Raw genomic sequence first — 15,746 nt, 5'->3', positions numbered from 1 at the left:
GGAATTGGTAGACGCGCTAGCTTCAGGTGCTAGTGTCCGAAAGGGCGTGGAAGTTCGAGTCTTCTCCTGGGCACCAATTCGACAAAAAAGCCAGACGGAAACGTCTGGCTTTTTTGCATCTAAAAAAATTAACGGCAATCGTCGTAAATAACACCATCACACAATCCTTCTTTAATTCTCGCTGTTTGAAAACCTTAAGTAAAAGACGACTGTCATCTATGGCGAATATCTCACAAATATTGTGGGGTTTTCCTGACTATTCGTGACAGGGATCACATTGCATAATGGTAACCGTCAGCTGAGACAGGAAGTCTCAAAGCCACGGAGGCAGACAGCTGACGTATTATCAAGGATGACACCAGGCAGGAAGCCACAGGACAGGATGTCCAAATCTCTTTCAGGAAGAAAGGCAATGATCAGGCAGGAAGCCTGATTTAGCTTTCCTGCTATTTTCACCATTCCCCCCTCCTTATTTAGTCCCGGACTTTTTCAGCCGATACACTGGCTACTTGGAATCTGGGGTGGCTTATGCTTTCGGAATCAAATAAACGTTACCTGTGCTGGTGGCTGGCGGCTGTAATGCTGTTCATTCTTCTTGGCTCGTTGTCATTGAGTTTTGAAATTTATCAGCGCTTTCCCGCTATTGGATTTATTGGTTATCCAGTGTTGTTACTGCTCCTCCTGACGGCGCTGTCAAAGGCACAGGAGAAGTGGCATTACATCACGATTGGTGCAACGCTGATTATTTTTGGTGCGATTGCCTCATTGGATATAGTGCTTTCCAGAGAGAGTATTATCCAGGCGCTGCTTGAGATGGACAGTGCCGTGGTGCAAGAGCTTTTGCCTAATCCTGAGCGATCAGAAAGCTATGTGAATGTGCTAGTTATTCTGCTGAACGTTTTTACTAGCAGTGTGGCAGGCAATGCACTTTTTTATGGGCTTAACGCTCGAAGCTTCCACTAAATAAGAGCAAACGACTGATAATCAGTGGATTCAGGCAAGTAGATTAGAGTGCCTCAAGGCGTTGTGTTAATTACCTTAACATTTGAAGTTGACAAACCCTTCGGGTGTAAATATTATTCACCTCGTTCCTCGCCGGTATAGCTCAGTTGGTAGAGCAACTGACTTGTAATCAGTGGGTCCCGAGTTCGACTCTTGGTGCCGGCACCATATACAGCAAAGCCCGAAGTGTTAGTAAATACTTCGGGCTTTTTGCTATCTGCTAGTTTGTGCCCACTATTGCGCCCACTTTCCTTTGGGGTGTTATGGGACTACACGGCGATCCTCTTCTAATCTGCGCATATTTTTTAAATATCAATACCTCATCACGTGTTGTGCTCAATACGTAAATTCTTAACGTAGAACCTGTAGCTATATCCCCCTTTTTATAGTGGTATACCTTGAGCCTACACAACGCTGTAAGTTAGCGGAAAAGTCATCAAGTTTGATGGCAACGTTCAAGGAGGTATTTTCCATCTATCCTGCCAAAGCCTCTACAAAGAAAAGCAACGATGCTGTGGGGTCATCTTATTTGAGCAGGTCGCTTCCTAAGCATCGACTAGATGTTCCGCGCTGGTGGGTAAAATAAGGTATTGACGGGTATCGGTATGAATGAGCTACCACGTTCGCTGTTCGCAAACAGAGAACATTATGGAAAACCAATATGCTAAAACCTCAAGGCTTTCCGGTAAGGCTTTACACTCTTAGTCACGAAGGTGGCAGTGAAGATCACGGTATTCCGGCATAAAAATATGCAGGACAAAGTCTGGCTTCTCAATAAGGCTGATCTGGGTGCTATTTGAAAAGCTAACCATTGCCAGTAAATTTGATGACAAACTTCTGGGACGAGTGGCGTATGCTGTCAATGCTACGGTATCTCGGCATTTGGATGATGCCACAGGCAGTAAGCATCCGCAGCAAAATAGATATTAGTTCTTTCGTTTCTGCCAGTAGTTATGGGGCTATATCTGGTTGAAAACCTGATTCGGTACGATGCCCTTTTTAGACCAGTGTTCGCCAATACTTTGAGTAAAGTCGCTTCTTACCAGCTTTGCTCTTTGCTTAAGCCATTCACCCTGGTCTTGCCTCAGATAGATGCCTTCAATTTTGTCTGAACCGTAACGGGATGGTTTATTCAGTAATGCTAATAGTTGCTCTATTGAGAATGTACCGCTGGTCAGTGACTCGATCGGTTTTAGATCGAGTAGGGTTAGCAGCTCATCCCTTCGTGGAACAGAATAAAATCTGCCAGCTTTGCGATCATAGAGATCAAATCCAACAAACCAGTCAGGCAGAGACTGATAAGCCAGCGAATGGAAGGCATAGCACCATTCGCCAAACAGAATCAGGTTGTTGTCCAGAAGACTGATCAGATCGGGTTCGTACCGTTTGATCCAACGCCAGAGATGTTTAAACTGACCGCCCGCATCCCGTTCAATCCAGGCACCACGGTTTTGTGCTCTGAGTTTTCCATCAGAGCCAACAGAGAAACCGACATTCGCACCATCAATCTTTTCTTCCACCGTAAGTTCTGCCGACAGAAGTTCATTGACCTCGTTGCCAGATAGCAACTTGTCGCCGCGAGGTTCGCCAGAACCCAGCCATTGAATATGTGGGGTGTGGGGGAAGCGGAAAAAATCATCGTTCATGGTGTTCTTTCCATTTTTTACGGGACCAAGATTCAATCAACTGTTCAACCTGAACACCTGCGGCCTCTAAATGGACCTGCCAGTCATACCAGTCTGTATCACACGCATTGATAATCGTGCAGGGCATATTGTGTTCTATAGATTTCAGGCAGGCCGCAACAATTTTGGTATCTGCCAGATCATGTATGACACTATTAAGTGGCTCGTTCAGCACTGCAACCTTATCAGGGTGGGAGTTGTCCTCTACCCACTCAATGTGGACAAAATCCATTTCTCCCCGTGACATCTTTTCAAAAACAACCCGGTGCCCATAATCTTGCTCTGTTAGCTTATTCTGATATTCACCCAGTATCTGCCAATCATCATCGACCACCATATGATCATTACCAGTTTCAAAATCTTCCAGCCATTCCAGTACCTTTTCAGCTTCGCTGGCATCTTCCACTGGGTGCATGTCTGACGAAAACGGCGATTCCGGATGTTCACCGCTGGCAACAATCAAAACATTAGTATCCACTACATGCCGACTCATGAAGCGCTGCGCTCCTTTTTCATTCGGAGCATGGTCTGCTTTGCCTGCTCACGCACTTCCCCTGTTGCATCACCAAAAAAGTTCTTTGGCCAGTCGGATAATCTACCAAAGGCATCCATTTCCAGCGTTTTCAAAACCGCATCGGACTTATGGCGCTCAACAAAATACAGCGCACACTCTTCAGGTTTGGCTTTCTTTTTAGCCACCAATGTTTGCATCCGGCGGAACAGGTGCTCTGAATGGGTTTCCACGATAAATTGAACATGACGCTTCTTGCTGACTTCAAGAAACAGTTCAGCCAATAAAGATTGTGCCTGTGGGTGCAGATGGATTTCTGGTTCTTCAAGAAGGACGGTAGAGTACGACGGAGCAAAATAAGCCAACACCAAAACCGGTAATACCTGTGAGATGCCGATACCCACATCCCGTAGATTGGCGACGATACCATCCCGGTGAATCAGCACACTGTAATGACCGGCACTGAGCTGTTTCACTTCCAGCCTGTCTGCGATCTTCATTTTTTTCAGCCAGCGGGAAACGGAGGCAACAAGGTCATCATCGTTTCTCTTTCCAGCCTGAGCGCTGGCTAATAGTGCGGGGATCGCATTACTACCATCATCACCAATGATGCCGGGGCGGGTACGATTCCAGAGGTAAGTCCGTTTTGGTTTATTTCTCAGCGGCCCAAGGTAAGAGATTCCTTCCAGTTCACGCCGTAGTTGCAGGCTAAGATTTTGCACGGTTTTCCCGGACTCCCCCAGAGCAGCAATGGCATCTGCTGAAAAGGCAATACCGCGCTCAGGCGCAAAGGAACGTGACTTCAGAGTGGTACGGGTTTCTCCGGGCAGGTAGATGCCGAATGCGCTTCGTTCAGTTCTGGCGACACGGAACCATTGCTCGCTGTCCGGGCTTAGCTTCATGCTGTCAATCACCGGGCTTTTTTTGGAATCCTGAGCGTACTCTACTGAAAAGAAGCAGTGATCTTTGTTGTGTACCGCATCCAGCTCAATGCCTACTTTGCGCTTTTCCGGATTTCTGGTCAGCAGATCCTCAAATGACCCCATATCCACATAGTCATTAACTTCATCGCCCAGATTAAGATGAATGGTGTGGTCTGGCGATGTTGCTGTCTGCTTCATCAACAACAGGCTTTGTAACAGGCTCGACTTACCCGTGGAGTTTTCACCCAGCAACAAAGTGACCGGTTTAAGCTGAATGTCACCTGACTCTCGCCAGGCCTTAAAGTTGGACAGTTTTAATCGGGTGAGCATATTGCGTTCCTTTAGCAGACCAGCAACCGTTGCTAATCAGTGTATTCTATTTATCGTGTAACCAGACAGTCCAGTCCATTATCTGTAGCCTTGACGGTCTATGGTTACAGCTTCGCTCTCGCTGACTGATCAGTCTCTATGGAATCAACTGGGTTAAGTGCCTGCGTTACCATAGCATCCGCCAGATGCAGGCGGGTTTGCTGCTGGTGTTGCAGGTGGGTTTTTATTTGGTCGCAGAGGGTTATTAGTTGGCTGACTTTGGTGATGATGCGGTGTTGTTCTTCCAGTGGTGGAGTTGGAAGTAAAATCGACCGACTCTTTGTTACTGATATATTGTCTTGTCCTGCGGTGCCAATCAGTTCAATTGCGTCTAGAAATGTACCCGCTATTAAGTACGTGTAGATGTACCGGTTAAAGCCGGGCTTAATGGGCCTGAAAAAAGTTATAGCCTGATTGCAATTCCATTCTGGATAGGTGTTGGGAATAATTGCAATCTTGCCGAGTGGCGGCCCTACGATATTCATAACAACATCGCCGGGATACAAAATCGATCGTTTAAGCTTCACTGAGTGGCAATCTTCATCGACATACTGAGGCTTATATTCAAAATCTATCTTTTGATCGCGAATGTTGTAGACCTTTAGGTAAGGGGCTCCTGAATCCTCATGAAAATTGGCTTTAGGCGGTGTCGACCCAGATGAAATTCCGTGGCAAATATCATCTAATCGGCACCACTCCCACCCCCGAGGCAGTTCAAACGGCTTCTCATCCTCACCAATCGGCGGCAACGGCTTCTGCTTTTTGATTTTACCTTCTTTAATCAGTTGGGCTTTTTCGGCAGCTATACGTTCCAGCAGTTTGGCGGCGGGTTCGTCGTTGGGGTCTTGAGGGACCAGCTTGCCCATCACGGCCAGTTGCAGGATGGTCTGCTTGAGCTGGTCGATGCTCGCTTCGGTGGTAAACAGGGTGGTGAAGTGGCCGGCGATGCGCTGCCAGTTCTGTTTCAGTTCTTCGGCATTGGTGCTGTTGGTGAGGGTTGCCAGCAGGTTTTCTACCAGTGTCGTATGAGCGGACAGGCTGGCTTCGGTCTGCTGTTCAATCTGGTCGCACAGAGCCATCAGTTCATCGACTTTGGCGACGATGCGGTGTTGCTCTGCCAGCGGAGGTATTGGAAATTCAAACATTTCCAATACCTTTTTGCTAAGACCTTCAATCGCCATACCTACTTGACGCCCCCAAACCAGCCTCTGAACCATTGGCGAAAGAATTCCAAGGTGAATAAATTGAGCCATTTGGCTTTCTACAGGTCGAATAATGGTTACGTGCTGGCTGACATTGGCTTCACAAAGTTCTTCAGGAAAGATTGTTGAGCGTCCGAGCGATGCTCCAGTAATATTTAGAAGAATATCTCCTGGCAACACCTTTGTGTTTGCCATTTTTTGATGTGTCTCAACAGGAATATAAGCAATATCATCCAGCTTAAGTCCTTCATTCAGCACATTTTGAGATCGAAGAAAAACTATACCTTCTGTGACATAAGCATTTTTTCCGCCCTTTGGTGTGCTACCTGATCCCATCTTGGATGTTATCCCACCAAGGCGAACAACCTCCCACCCCGTTGGTAAATCATTAGGTTTTTCATCCTCTGAAACAATAGGAAGTGGCTTTGAGCGTGAAATTACTTTTTCTTTAACTAACTTTTCCTTCTCAGCCTCAATCCACTCCAACAGCTTTGCAGCAGGCTCATCATCAGAATTCTGCGGAACCAACTTCCCCCGCACCGCCAATTCCAGAATCAACTCACGAACTTTCTTGATGCCATAAAGATCAATCTTCTTACTGGAACCCAGACCAGAAGATGATTTTTTCTGCACCGCCAGTGCCAGCGTCGAAAGATTATTACTAAGCAGTTGTTCCGCAGCAGACATTACGCTTCCTCCTGCTGTTTATTCATTAGCGCATCGCCCAGAATCGTCTGCAACTGCCCCAGCAACCCTTCCAGTTCCTGCTGCTGTTGCTGATAACTGGCCAGCAGTTCATCCGGATCGTGGCTGATGATTTCGCCTACATGGGGATTTTTGATATCCAGATTGAAGTTGCGGGCAATCACTTCATCGATGCTCACCTTCCAGGCTTGTTCGTTCTCTACCCGTGCGGCAAAACCGTCCGCCTCATTACCCCACCAATCGTTCTCCTGCTGGAACTCTTCAAACTTCATGGGCCGGGTTTTGCTGTAGTTTTTCACGCCCGCCGGATAAGGATGCTCGTAGAACCAGATATCCTTGGTGGGTGTGCCTTTGGTAAAGAACAGAATATTGGTTTTGATGCCGGTGTACGGGTTAAACACGCCGTTGGGCAGGCGCACAATGGTGTGCAGGTTGCATTCTTCCGTCAGCAGTTTTTTGATTTTGGTTTTTACGCCTTCACCAAACAAAGTGCCATCGGGCAGTACCACGGCTGCACGACCGCACTTTCCATCCGCTGAAGGCTCCTTTAGCACTTCGATAATCAACTGCAAAAACAGATCGGCGGTTTCCCGGGTTTGCAGTTCCGCCGGGAAGTTTTTCTCAATGCCGTCTTCTTCGGTGCCACCGAAAGGCGGATTGGTGACGATCACATCCACCTGATCATCCCAACTGGACAGCGGTTTGTTCAGGGTGTTGCCGTGTTTGATTTGCACCGGCACTTCAATGCCGTGGAGCAGCATATTGGTGGTGCAAAGCAGGTGTGGAAGCTGCTTTTTCTCCACGCCGTGAATCTGTTTTTGCAAAGTCTGATGATCGGCAGCAGTTTTTACCTGATCTTTCAGATGATCCACCGAACAGGCCAGAAAGCCGCCGGTGCCACAGGCCGGGTCCATAATGCTTTCGCCCAGTTGCGGGTTTATGCGGTTCACCATAAAGCGGGTGACGGCGCGGGGCGTATAAAACTCACCGGCATTACCGGCACTTTGCAGATCCCGCAGAATCTGTTCGTAGATATCACCAAACAGATGTCGTTCTTTGGAATCGGTAAAGTCGATTTCGTTCAGCTTGTTGATCACCTGTCGCAGCAGTGTGCCGTTTTTCATGTAGTTGAAGGCATCGCTGAAGGCTTCTTTCACCACAAAACCACGGGGGTTTTTATCCACCGGAGCGATCAGGTTTTTCAAATCCGGAAACAGGTCGTTATTAATAAACCCCAGCAATTCATCGCCGGTCATGCCCTGTTTGTCCGCCGCCCAGTTGCGCCACAGATACTCGTCCGGAATGGGTGATCGGTAGTCGTCCAGTTCAAATTCCAGCTCTTCTTCCTGGGCATCAAACACTTTGAGAAACAGCAGCCAGGACATCTGCCCAAGACGCTGGGCATCGCCATCGACACCGGCATCTTTACGCATGACGTCCTGAATGGATTTGATTACGGAACTGATGGACATGGGAATCTCTTACAATTTGAATTCTGACGCCCATGCACGGGCATGAGCGTATTTGATAGGAAGGGTATCAGGCAGAGCGGTAAATTTCCGCTTCCAGTTCGCTGATGGCCTGTTCGTAGTCTGCCGGTTTGCCAAAACCCTTTTTCACAATTTCGATGGGGCGACCAATGGCGGTGAACGGGGCGACTTTCAGTACATTTTTGTTCTCAATTTCCTGCACACCGGCATCGGCGTATTTATCCAACAGGGTGCTGAGAACGGTTTGCGCTGTGTCGGAGTAGCGGGTGAAGTAGTTGCGCTTCTTCACATTCTCCGCCCGTTCTTTGCGGGTTAATGGCGGCTGATCGTAAACAACGTGGCAAATCAGATCGAAGGGGTCGAGGTCTTTGCCTACTTCATCCGCCAGCACTTCCCAGAGAATACCTTCGTTTTCCAGTTCATCAATAATGGCCTGTTTGCGCTCGGCGGACTGCCATTTTTTTATGAATTCATCCAGAGTGGTGAACTGTTTGGCCATGGTTTTACGGGTGTAATCCCGGAAGGATTCCGTCACCAGTTTGCCATCGGTATCGTAATACTGAACCCGTTCGGCAATGGCTTTGACGGTTACGCCGTTGACGTGAAATTTTCTGACTTTGTTGTCATCGTAGTCAAAGCCGGTGTTGTCTGTATCGGTCGCTGTGTCATCTCTGCTGTTGACGTTGTATTCGCCAGACTCTTCACCAACGGCGGTTTCGCTCTCTTCGTCTTCAGTGTTATTGAGGATAGCTTTCAGCTCATCGTCATCACTGTTGATGGTGTGGCTGTTGGTATCAATCACTTTTTCCGGAATGCCATCAAATCGTTCATCGGCAAACAGTTCGGTGGCCTTTTTGAAATCCAGAATGGTGAACCAGAGTTTGTTGTAGCGATCATCAATGCGGGTGCCACGGCCAATGATCTGTTTGAACTTGGTCATGGACTGGATGGATTGATCCAGCACCACTAGTTTGCAGGTTTTGGCATCTACGCCGGTGGTCATCAACTCGGAAGTGGTGGCGATGACCGGATAAGGTTTCTTCGGGTTAATGAAGTTATCCAGTTGCGCTTTGCCCAGATCATCGTCACCGGTGATTTTCATTACGTACTTGTCGCTTTTTGCCACCTGCTCCGGATTCAGGTTAATCAGCGCCCGTCGCATTCTTTCGGCGTGATTGATGTCGTTGCAGAAGACGATGGTTTTCGCCATTGGGTCAGTACGCTTCAGATAACTGGTGATGGTTTGCGCCACCAGTTGGGTGCGTTCATCGATCACCAGCGTGCGGTCAAAATCTTTCTGGTTGTAGATGCGGTCTTCAATGGTTTCGCCGTGTTTATCGGTCTGGCCTTTGGTGGGGCGCCAGCCTTGCAGGTCAATATCCAGATCAACCCGCACCACTTTGTAGGGTGCAAGAAAACCGTCTTCTATGCCTTCTTTCAGAGAGTAGGTGTAAACCGGATCGCCAAAGTAATCGGTGTTAGAGACTTCATCGGTTTCTTTTGGTGTGGCGGTCAGGCCAATCTGGGTGGCGCTGCTGAAGTATTCGAGAATTTCCCGCCATGCGCTGTCTTCAGCGGCACTGCCACGATGGCACTCGTCGATGACGATCAGATCAAAGAAATCCGGGTTCACTTGTTTGTAGGCTTTTTGATGTTCTTCTGGCCCGGTGAGTGCCTGATACAGTGCCAGATGAATTTCGTAAGCCGGATCAACGGTGCGCTTCGTCACCTTGGTCATAGCGGAACCAAAGGGTTGAAATCGTTATTCTTGGTTTGATCTACCAGTACATTGCGGTCTGCCAGAAACAGAATGCGCTTCTTGTTTTTAGCTTTCCACAGGCGCCAGATAATTTGGAAGGCGGTGTAAGTTTTACCGGTGCCAGTGGCCATAACCAGCAGAGCCCGATCCTGCCCCCGGGCAATGGCTTCGATGGTTTTGTTGATGGCCTGAAGCTGATAGTAACGAGGTGATTTGCCACTGCCGTCGTCGAAGTAATCCTGGGTAATAATGGGCAACTGTTGTTCAGTGTATCCCTTCCAGGTGCAGAGCTTCTGCCAGAGCGTTTCTGGTGACGGAAAATCTTCCAGACGGATTTCCGTTTCAAGCGATGCCGGGTTGGTTTTGTCGTGGAAGATAAAACCATCGCCGTTCGAGGCAAAGGCAAACGGCACATCCAACAACCGGGCATAATCCAACGCTTGCTGCATGCCTTTACCGATTTCGTGCTGATTCGCTTTGGCTTCTACCACCGCCAGCGGTAAGCCGGGTTTCTGGTAGAGTACGATATCTGCAGACTTCACTTTCTTACGGGCAGCCGCCTGACCACGAACCACCACCTTACCATCTCGCAGTTTCACTTCCTGACGGATCTGGGTCATGTCATCCCAGCCAGCGTCTTTAATGGCCGGCAGAATGAACTTGGAAATGATGTCGGATTCGGTGAGTCGGGATTTGTCGATGGGCATGGCGGTGCATCCGGTCACAGCATAATTTGGTCATTGTCGCATAATCGGCGAAAGGGTAAATAGGTGTGACTGGCGCTGTTGACGAAAATAACGAATTTACGAACTTATGCACACAGGCGGCATGATGACTGGATTATCTAATTCGTATTCCGGTTACGAATTAATAAATGTCACGAATTAATTCAGCGCAGGTCATTTTTTCATAGTGAATGATTTACTGCGTAAACCGTTTTATCTTCGTAATCGGCTACGTAATTTATAGCTCCCGTGGTTCGTGGGCTGTAGAAAACTTTCGTAAATTCTTTTATTTCGTTGTAATGGGTTTGAAGATGGTTTTCTTCTTCCCACGACCTTTTTTCTCTGGCTGAAATTGTTCCACTCTGGGTGGAGTGGAGTCGATAAGTGCCTTTAGAGCCGGAGCAATGTCTTTAGCCTTTTTGTTACCGCTGAACAGAATGCGGCTGATATCTGTGCTGGATGCACCCTCACCGTTGTTATAGCTCAGCAGGAAATCGTAGATGGTATCGGCCAGGCTCATAACCTCCTCCTGCTCCGCTTCCTGCCTTGCTGTACCCAGCAGATAGCGGATGCTGTCCAGAGAGTAATCCAGCCAGCGATAAGCCTGCTGAACGTGTTCTGCCGCAACGGTATCAGTGCCATCCATCAATGCCAAAATAGCCGACAGTCGCCAGACAAAGACCCGGTGACGTGACACTAGGTTAGCTAGTAGTTCAGGCATAGCATCCTGTTCCGCTTCTCTGCGGTGGTACTCTTTTGTAATAACGTCTTTAGCAGGGTCAGACATCACCATTTCTCTGTTTTTTAGTTTGACCTGATAGTTATCGGAGTTACTTTGATCCCGGGCTCGATAAATACTTTCGGCAAACCACTGTGAAAGACTTTCCGCTTCTTCAGGCGTGTATTGTCTAGGTGTCGGGGTCGTCTGTTCACGACGGGCAAAAAAGATCAGGTTTCGGTTTAGGGCGCCATTAACGGATTGCGACAAAAAGGATTTGTGGCCAAGGAGTTCGCCGGGAGTGATGTGACCAATAATGCTGATATGGGGGCTGGTGGCTACTCGGGAGGTGACGGTGAGGTTGGACAGGGTTTTGCCATCGTAAGCATCCCTGAGTATCACCGACAGTGTGTTGCCGCCCCGCTGATCCTGAGTCAGCACGTTGGCGTATTCTGATTCGGTGATCAGTAGCCGTTTATCAACCCATGCCTTGTCATCTTCCTCATCACCGGGGTCTTTAATGGCTTCGATTAATCCTTCTCCGGATGATAGGCCAGATAGTTTGCGGGGTGGTTTATAGCTGTATCTGGTCACGAGATCGGCAGTCGCCAGTTGTTCAATGAAACGGGCCTGAGATTCAGCGGTTCCTTTCACCTTGCCGGTTTTTCCCACCAGCAGTCCGTAGAAATTGAGATTGTGCTTTTCATTGCCAATTCGGATATAGCGCTGCTGACCAATATTGGCTGCAAAGTAGACGACATAGTGAAGTGCTACGGCCATTGGGTGGGCTTCTGTACCATGGCAGGCTATACCCACCGCAGACTGAAGGCATGGAGGGAAGGCGTTGTCAGGGACTGTGGGTGGTGTGTTGAAGTGATCCTCATTGTCGGCGTCATGGGGTTGAGTGTAAGCAGCGGGTTTTATATCAGGTGCGTTGTCAGGGTGATTGTTTGTTTTTGCAGGTGCAGCCTTATTGAGCTCATTCCTTTGAGACATCGCTTGTTTATTGGCCTGCTTATTTCGTTCTGTGCCATTGGCATTGAAGTGTTCTTTGTAAATGGCACCGTCCATATAAACCGGACGGGGCTTTTGACTGAGGGTTTCATCCACCGGTGGGGTGTAGGTGGTCGTCTTCACTTTTTTCATGCGGCTGACTCTTGTTCTTCCCGGTCGTAAACGGTGATTTGGTTGGTATGTATCTGCCTTACACTCACCTCGGCGGCTCCAGCCTCAGCAAGCACTGCGATCAGGTGTTCTACTTCTGGATGTTCTGAACCTCCAAAGTCGATGGCGGTGATAACGCAGTCTTTAACTGGCCACCGGTACTGTTCGGCGTCCTTGATCTCGGGCAACACCAGATGATGAAACTGGCCCAGTGACTGGTCATGCTTCGCAGCCTGCCTGCAATGTGGGGTGCCGACATACAGCATAAGAATTCGGGTTTGTGGCGAGACAAATAGTTGCCTGCCGTATGGGGGGAGTTTTTTCATCGGTCAACGAACTCCATCCGGTGGGCTTCATCAAACTGAACCCGTTTTTTTAGTGGTTCAGTTTCAGCAGATTGACGGCTCAGTTTTGAGCTGTAGATGACGGTGCCCCATCAGACCCGCTGTGACTCCCAAGCTTCCAGGTCCGATTGCCGCCAGCGGACGCAGCGCGGCCCTAACTGGTGTTGTTTCGGGAAGTTGGTCTGTTCATCATTTATCCAGCGGTACAGCGTGGTATTTCCGATCTGGTAGCGTTCACGCACTTGCTGGTTGGTGAGGTAGATGACACCCTGCGGCAGAATTTTTTGCGGTTCAGGCATTGGTAGAGGTGTGCTGGCGTCACTGCTTTGGCTGACGACAGATGTCTGGTCAGCAGCAGTAACCGGGCAGGTTTTGCTTTTTATGAAAGGGGTGTTGCTGGTGGTCATATCCCTGACTCCCGTGTAGTTTATGGAACTGCATGGGAGTAGCTTATAACCACCATAAAACCTAAAAAAGATATACTACCGTGGTATAGGTAGCTGGTTTTACCTGGGGGTAGGTAGCTCTAACTATCTGTTTATCAAGGCTAAAAATGATTTATAGTTAGTTGAAATTATTTTTTGTATTCTTTTAATGGAGGGAAATCTTTTCGTCCTTGTGGATACCAATTGATGACCTTCACAAGCTCCTTTACATCGGTTGTTGCTGGGTATTTATCCTTTATTATTCGTTCGGCTGCTTGTTTTGGTGTTTGTCCTTGAGTCCCTTTTTCGACGAGCTCCAACCAAACATCAATAATGACTCGTAGTTTGTCACTAAGATATGGATTGTTTGGGTCTAGGAGCTCATCCAATGGACTATTTGTTTTAGATTTTTGAGTGGGCTCATGAGAGAACCCATAAGGAAATTCCAACCCCGAATTGGTTGCCCATTCGATGATTTCTTCTTGCCCAAATGAAAAACAGCCTTCATCTGGATGCTCTTTCGACAGTACTTTTTTTCCTAAACGCCCAGCCTCAGCTTCTTCTAGGATCAACCTCTCATACAGAGCCATTTTGGCTTCTAAGTAGTTGTAATCTTCAACATCTAATAAGGGGTCAAATAAACTTTCGTAAGGGTCACAACCGATTAATAGCTTTGTTACTTCGTCTAACGAATACTCCTTACAAAGCAGCCAGTCTTTTAATCTATTACTCACCTTTCAACTGCTCCACCCGTTTAAAACACCCAGTACAAACAGCCGGAAACCTGTCATTTCGGGTAAAACCCTATACTGGCCAAAGAAAAAATCAGCGGTAAACCGCCTTACGGTGACCGACTTTGATCACTTCGATAATTAGCTGTCCGTTGTCTATCTGGTACACCAGACGGTAGTTGCCTGTTCTGACTCGCCATGTATGTTCTGCACCGGACAGTTTGCGACAGCCATCGGGAAACGGCTCATCCATCAACGACTCCGCCAGTGCCATCAGTTTGCTCACCGTGGCTCTGGGCAACTTCTCCAGCTCCTTCAGGGCGGAACGCTTCCAGTGCAACGTATAACGGCTCATAGCTTGCCGCTGGCCTTCAGGTGCTTAAGTACATCGTCGTGGGAAACGGACTCTTCATCCCGGCGCTCGGCAATGGCGGCCAGGTCTTCAAGGTCATCCAGTAGTTCCTGGTAGTCGTCCACTGGTAAGACGACAGATACCCGGTTGCCCTGATCGTCGGTGATGTACTGGGGGTTGCTGTCTGGTTTCATACCAGTGTTCCCTTAAGTTGGTTATGAAAAACTGAGTTCTTTCTGTTGGCGGTAGGTATCCATATTCACCAGGGTGATCTCTTCCCCTTTCAGGATTTTATCCAGCAGGGCATCGTATCTGCGGATGCTTTCCCGCTTCTCTGGCAGGTGCTCATGCCGGTCGTAATGCTTCACGTCCACACCGTTCTGTGCGTGGGACTGAAGCAGATTTCTTTGTTCCCGGTTGATGCCGGCATCAATCATCAGGTTTTTAACCGTACGGCGAATATCCCTGGCCGTGAAAGGTTCTGGTGCCGGTTTTCCCTCAGCGGAGGCTCGTTCAGCCAGTGCCTTGTTATAGCGTATAAAACCGTTCTTCAGAGATTCCAATGTAAGTGGCAACAGTTCGCCCTTATTGGCTCCACTACGGCCTTTCACTCCCGAACAAAACGGCCAGGGGTATGAAGCGGAGACTTCTCTCACCGCTCGAAGGATCGCCATTGCCCTGCCGGTTAGTGGTACCACATGTATCTTTGCCGTTCCCTGTCGTCCCTTCCGGTCTATCAGGGTAACGCAGTTTCGCTGAAAGTCGTAGTCCTCCCAGGTTGCCCGGAGCAACTGTTTTGGCCTCTGCCCTGCGGTGGCCAGCATAAAGCGGATCGCACAGGCCATAACGAAACCGACGCGATGGGTGTTGTCAATGTTGTTCCAGAACAGCCGAACCTCTTCATGGCTCAACACACGGTTACCGGGCTGGGAGGCCTTGGTGTTTTTCTTGGTAGCTGTTACCGGATTATGCTGGATATAGAAACGCTTTTCGGTAATCCGTGTCGGGTCATAGTCGCCCTTGATGCCAAAGTTAAAGCAGGCGTGAAGCAATCCCGAACCCGAACAGACTCTACTTCAGAGCCTCGCTGGTGGATCGCTGCCAGGATGGTGACAATGTCGTCCGGCGTCACATCCTTAGCCTTTTTAGCCGCAAACATCGGATAGGCCTCAAGCACATTGAGTCTGAATGCTTGGCGGGACTGATGGGCACTTTCATGACCCTGAGTTTTCTGATCCAGTACATAAGATTCCATCAGATCAGAAAATGAACCTTTGCGGGCTTCCATTTCCAGCCGTTGTTGCTCTTCTAGTTTCTGCTGTTCCTGCTTACGTTCTTTGTCTTCCAAATACCCTTTCAGATCACCGCCACACTGGCGACGCAAGCGTGACAGGTCACGGGACTTTTCACGGCAGTAATCCAGAACCTTGGAAAGAGAGCCGTCATTTGATTGAAAATGCCCCAGCTTAACTTTGACCTCTTTGCCCAGATGTTTGTAACGATAGTATGCTTCTATCGTTCCACTCTCTCTCCGGATAAAAAGTAATGACCCATCACCACGGCCACCGATGCGCTCACTGAGTTTTGAATTGATGTCCTTTAAATTATTTGCAGAAATATTTGCCATTAATTAACACCATT

General features: G+C 48.5%; 15 protein-coding genes, 1 tRNA gene and 1 pseudogene. 2 read left to right on the top strand and 15 right to left on the bottom strand.

Going from position 1 to position 15,746, the window contains the following annotated elements; translation table 11 throughout:
• Positions 1–294: 294 nt before the first annotated feature.
• Positions 295–459, bottom strand: a complete 165-nt coding sequence (locus Q1B11_RS17725) for a hypothetical protein (protein ID WP_299734864.1) — start codon at positions 457–459, stop codon at positions 295–297.
• Between the two features lie 69 nt (positions 460–528).
• On the opposite strand from Q1B11_RS17725, the gene Q1B11_RS17720 reads away from it, so the two are divergent.
• Both Q1B11_RS17720 and Q1B11_RS17715 read left to right on the top strand, forming a co-directional pair.
• Positions 529–963, top strand: coding sequence for a hypothetical protein (locus tag Q1B11_RS17720; protein WP_299734863.1), 435 nt, complete (start codon positions 529–531; stop codon positions 961–963).
• A gap of 131 nt (positions 964–1,094) precedes the next feature.
• Positions 1,095–1,170, top strand: a tRNA-Thr gene (locus Q1B11_RS17715).
• A 791-nt stretch (positions 1,171–1,961) separates the two neighbouring features.
• On the opposite strand, the gene Q1B11_RS17710 is transcribed toward Q1B11_RS17715, so the two are convergent.
• The 14 genes and pseudogenes from Q1B11_RS17710 to Q1B11_RS17640 form a co-directional block, all read right to left on the bottom strand.
• Positions 1,962–2,648 (bottom strand): RNA ligase family protein, encoded by a 687-nt coding sequence (locus Q1B11_RS17710; RefSeq protein WP_299734861.1) that lies wholly within the window; start codon positions 2,646–2,648, stop codon positions 1,962–1,964.
• Positions 2,638–3,180: a hypothetical protein gene (locus Q1B11_RS17705; protein WP_299734859.1), complete on the bottom strand. Its 543-nt coding sequence runs from the start codon at positions 3,178–3,180 to the stop codon at positions 2,638–2,640. The genes Q1B11_RS17710 and Q1B11_RS17705 overlap by 11 nt, the downstream gene beginning before the upstream one ends.
• Positions 3,177–4,451 carry a DUF3696 domain-containing protein gene (locus Q1B11_RS17700; protein ID WP_299734858.1) on the bottom strand — a complete coding sequence of 425 codons (1,275 nt, stop codon included), beginning with the start codon at positions 4,449–4,451 and terminating at the stop codon, positions 3,177–3,179. Before Q1B11_RS17700 ends, Q1B11_RS17705 begins: the two co-directional genes overlap by 4 nt.
• Before the next feature lie 104 nt (positions 4,452–4,555).
• Positions 4,556–6,379: a restriction endonuclease subunit S gene (locus Q1B11_RS17695; RefSeq protein WP_299734856.1), complete on the bottom strand. Its 1,824-nt coding sequence runs from the start codon at positions 6,377–6,379 to the stop codon at positions 4,556–4,558.
• Complete coding sequence (locus Q1B11_RS17690; protein WP_299734854.1) at positions 6,379–7,869, bottom strand: N-6 DNA methylase; 1,491 nt, start codon at positions 7,867–7,869, stop codon at positions 6,379–6,381. The genes Q1B11_RS17695 and Q1B11_RS17690 overlap by 1 nt, the downstream gene beginning before the upstream one ends.
• Positions 7,870–7,936: 67 nt before the next feature.
• A pseudogene (hsdR, locus tag Q1B11_RS17685) lies at positions 7,937–10,353 on the bottom strand (EcoAI/FtnUII family type I restriction enzme subunit R).
• Positions 10,354–10,657: 304 nt separating this feature from the next.
• Positions 10,658–12,235: a DUF3987 domain-containing protein gene (locus Q1B11_RS17675; protein ID WP_299734848.1), complete on the bottom strand. Its 1,578-nt coding sequence runs from the start codon at positions 12,233–12,235 to the stop codon at positions 10,658–10,660.
• Positions 12,232–12,579, bottom strand: a complete 348-nt coding sequence (locus Q1B11_RS17670; RefSeq protein ID WP_299734847.1) for a hypothetical protein — start codon at positions 12,577–12,579, stop codon at positions 12,232–12,234. Before Q1B11_RS17670 ends, Q1B11_RS17675 begins: the two co-directional genes overlap by 4 nt.
• A 110-nt stretch (positions 12,580–12,689) precedes the next feature.
• Positions 12,690–13,004, bottom strand: a complete 315-nt coding sequence (locus Q1B11_RS17665) for an AlpA family phage regulatory protein (protein ID WP_299734845.1) — start codon at positions 13,002–13,004, stop codon at positions 12,690–12,692.
• A gap of 167 nt (positions 13,005–13,171) precedes the next feature.
• Positions 13,172–13,756, bottom strand: a complete 585-nt coding sequence (locus Q1B11_RS17660; RefSeq protein ID WP_299734843.1) for a hypothetical protein — start codon at positions 13,754–13,756, stop codon at positions 13,172–13,174.
• Between the two features lie 91 nt (positions 13,757–13,847).
• Positions 13,848–14,108, bottom strand: coding sequence for a type II toxin-antitoxin system RelE/ParE family toxin (locus Q1B11_RS17655; protein ID WP_299734841.1), 261 nt, complete (start codon positions 14,106–14,108; stop codon positions 13,848–13,850).
• Positions 14,105–14,299 (bottom strand): hypothetical protein, encoded by a 195-nt coding sequence (locus Q1B11_RS17650; RefSeq protein ID WP_299734839.1) that lies wholly within the window; start codon positions 14,297–14,299, stop codon positions 14,105–14,107. Before Q1B11_RS17650 ends, Q1B11_RS17655 begins: the two co-directional genes overlap by 4 nt.
• A gap of 21 nt (positions 14,300–14,320) precedes the next feature.
• The gene (locus Q1B11_RS17645; protein ID WP_299734838.1) at positions 14,321–15,157 is read right to left on the bottom strand and encodes a tyrosine-type recombinase/integrase; all 837 of its coding nucleotides are present in this window, start codon (positions 15,155–15,157) and stop codon (positions 14,321–14,323) included.
• Entirely contained in the window at positions 15,064–15,732 is a 669-nt protein-coding gene (locus Q1B11_RS17640; protein ID WP_299734836.1) for a hypothetical protein, read from the bottom strand. Before Q1B11_RS17640 ends, Q1B11_RS17645 begins: the two co-directional genes overlap by 94 nt.
• Between the last annotated feature and the right edge of the window lie 14 nt (positions 15,733–15,746).

Source organism: uncultured Endozoicomonas sp. (assembly GCF_947495845.1).
Lineage (GTDB): Bacteria > Pseudomonadota > Gammaproteobacteria > Pseudomonadales > Endozoicomonadaceae > Endozoicomonas.
This window is presented reverse-complemented; position numbering and strand designations above follow the sequence as displayed.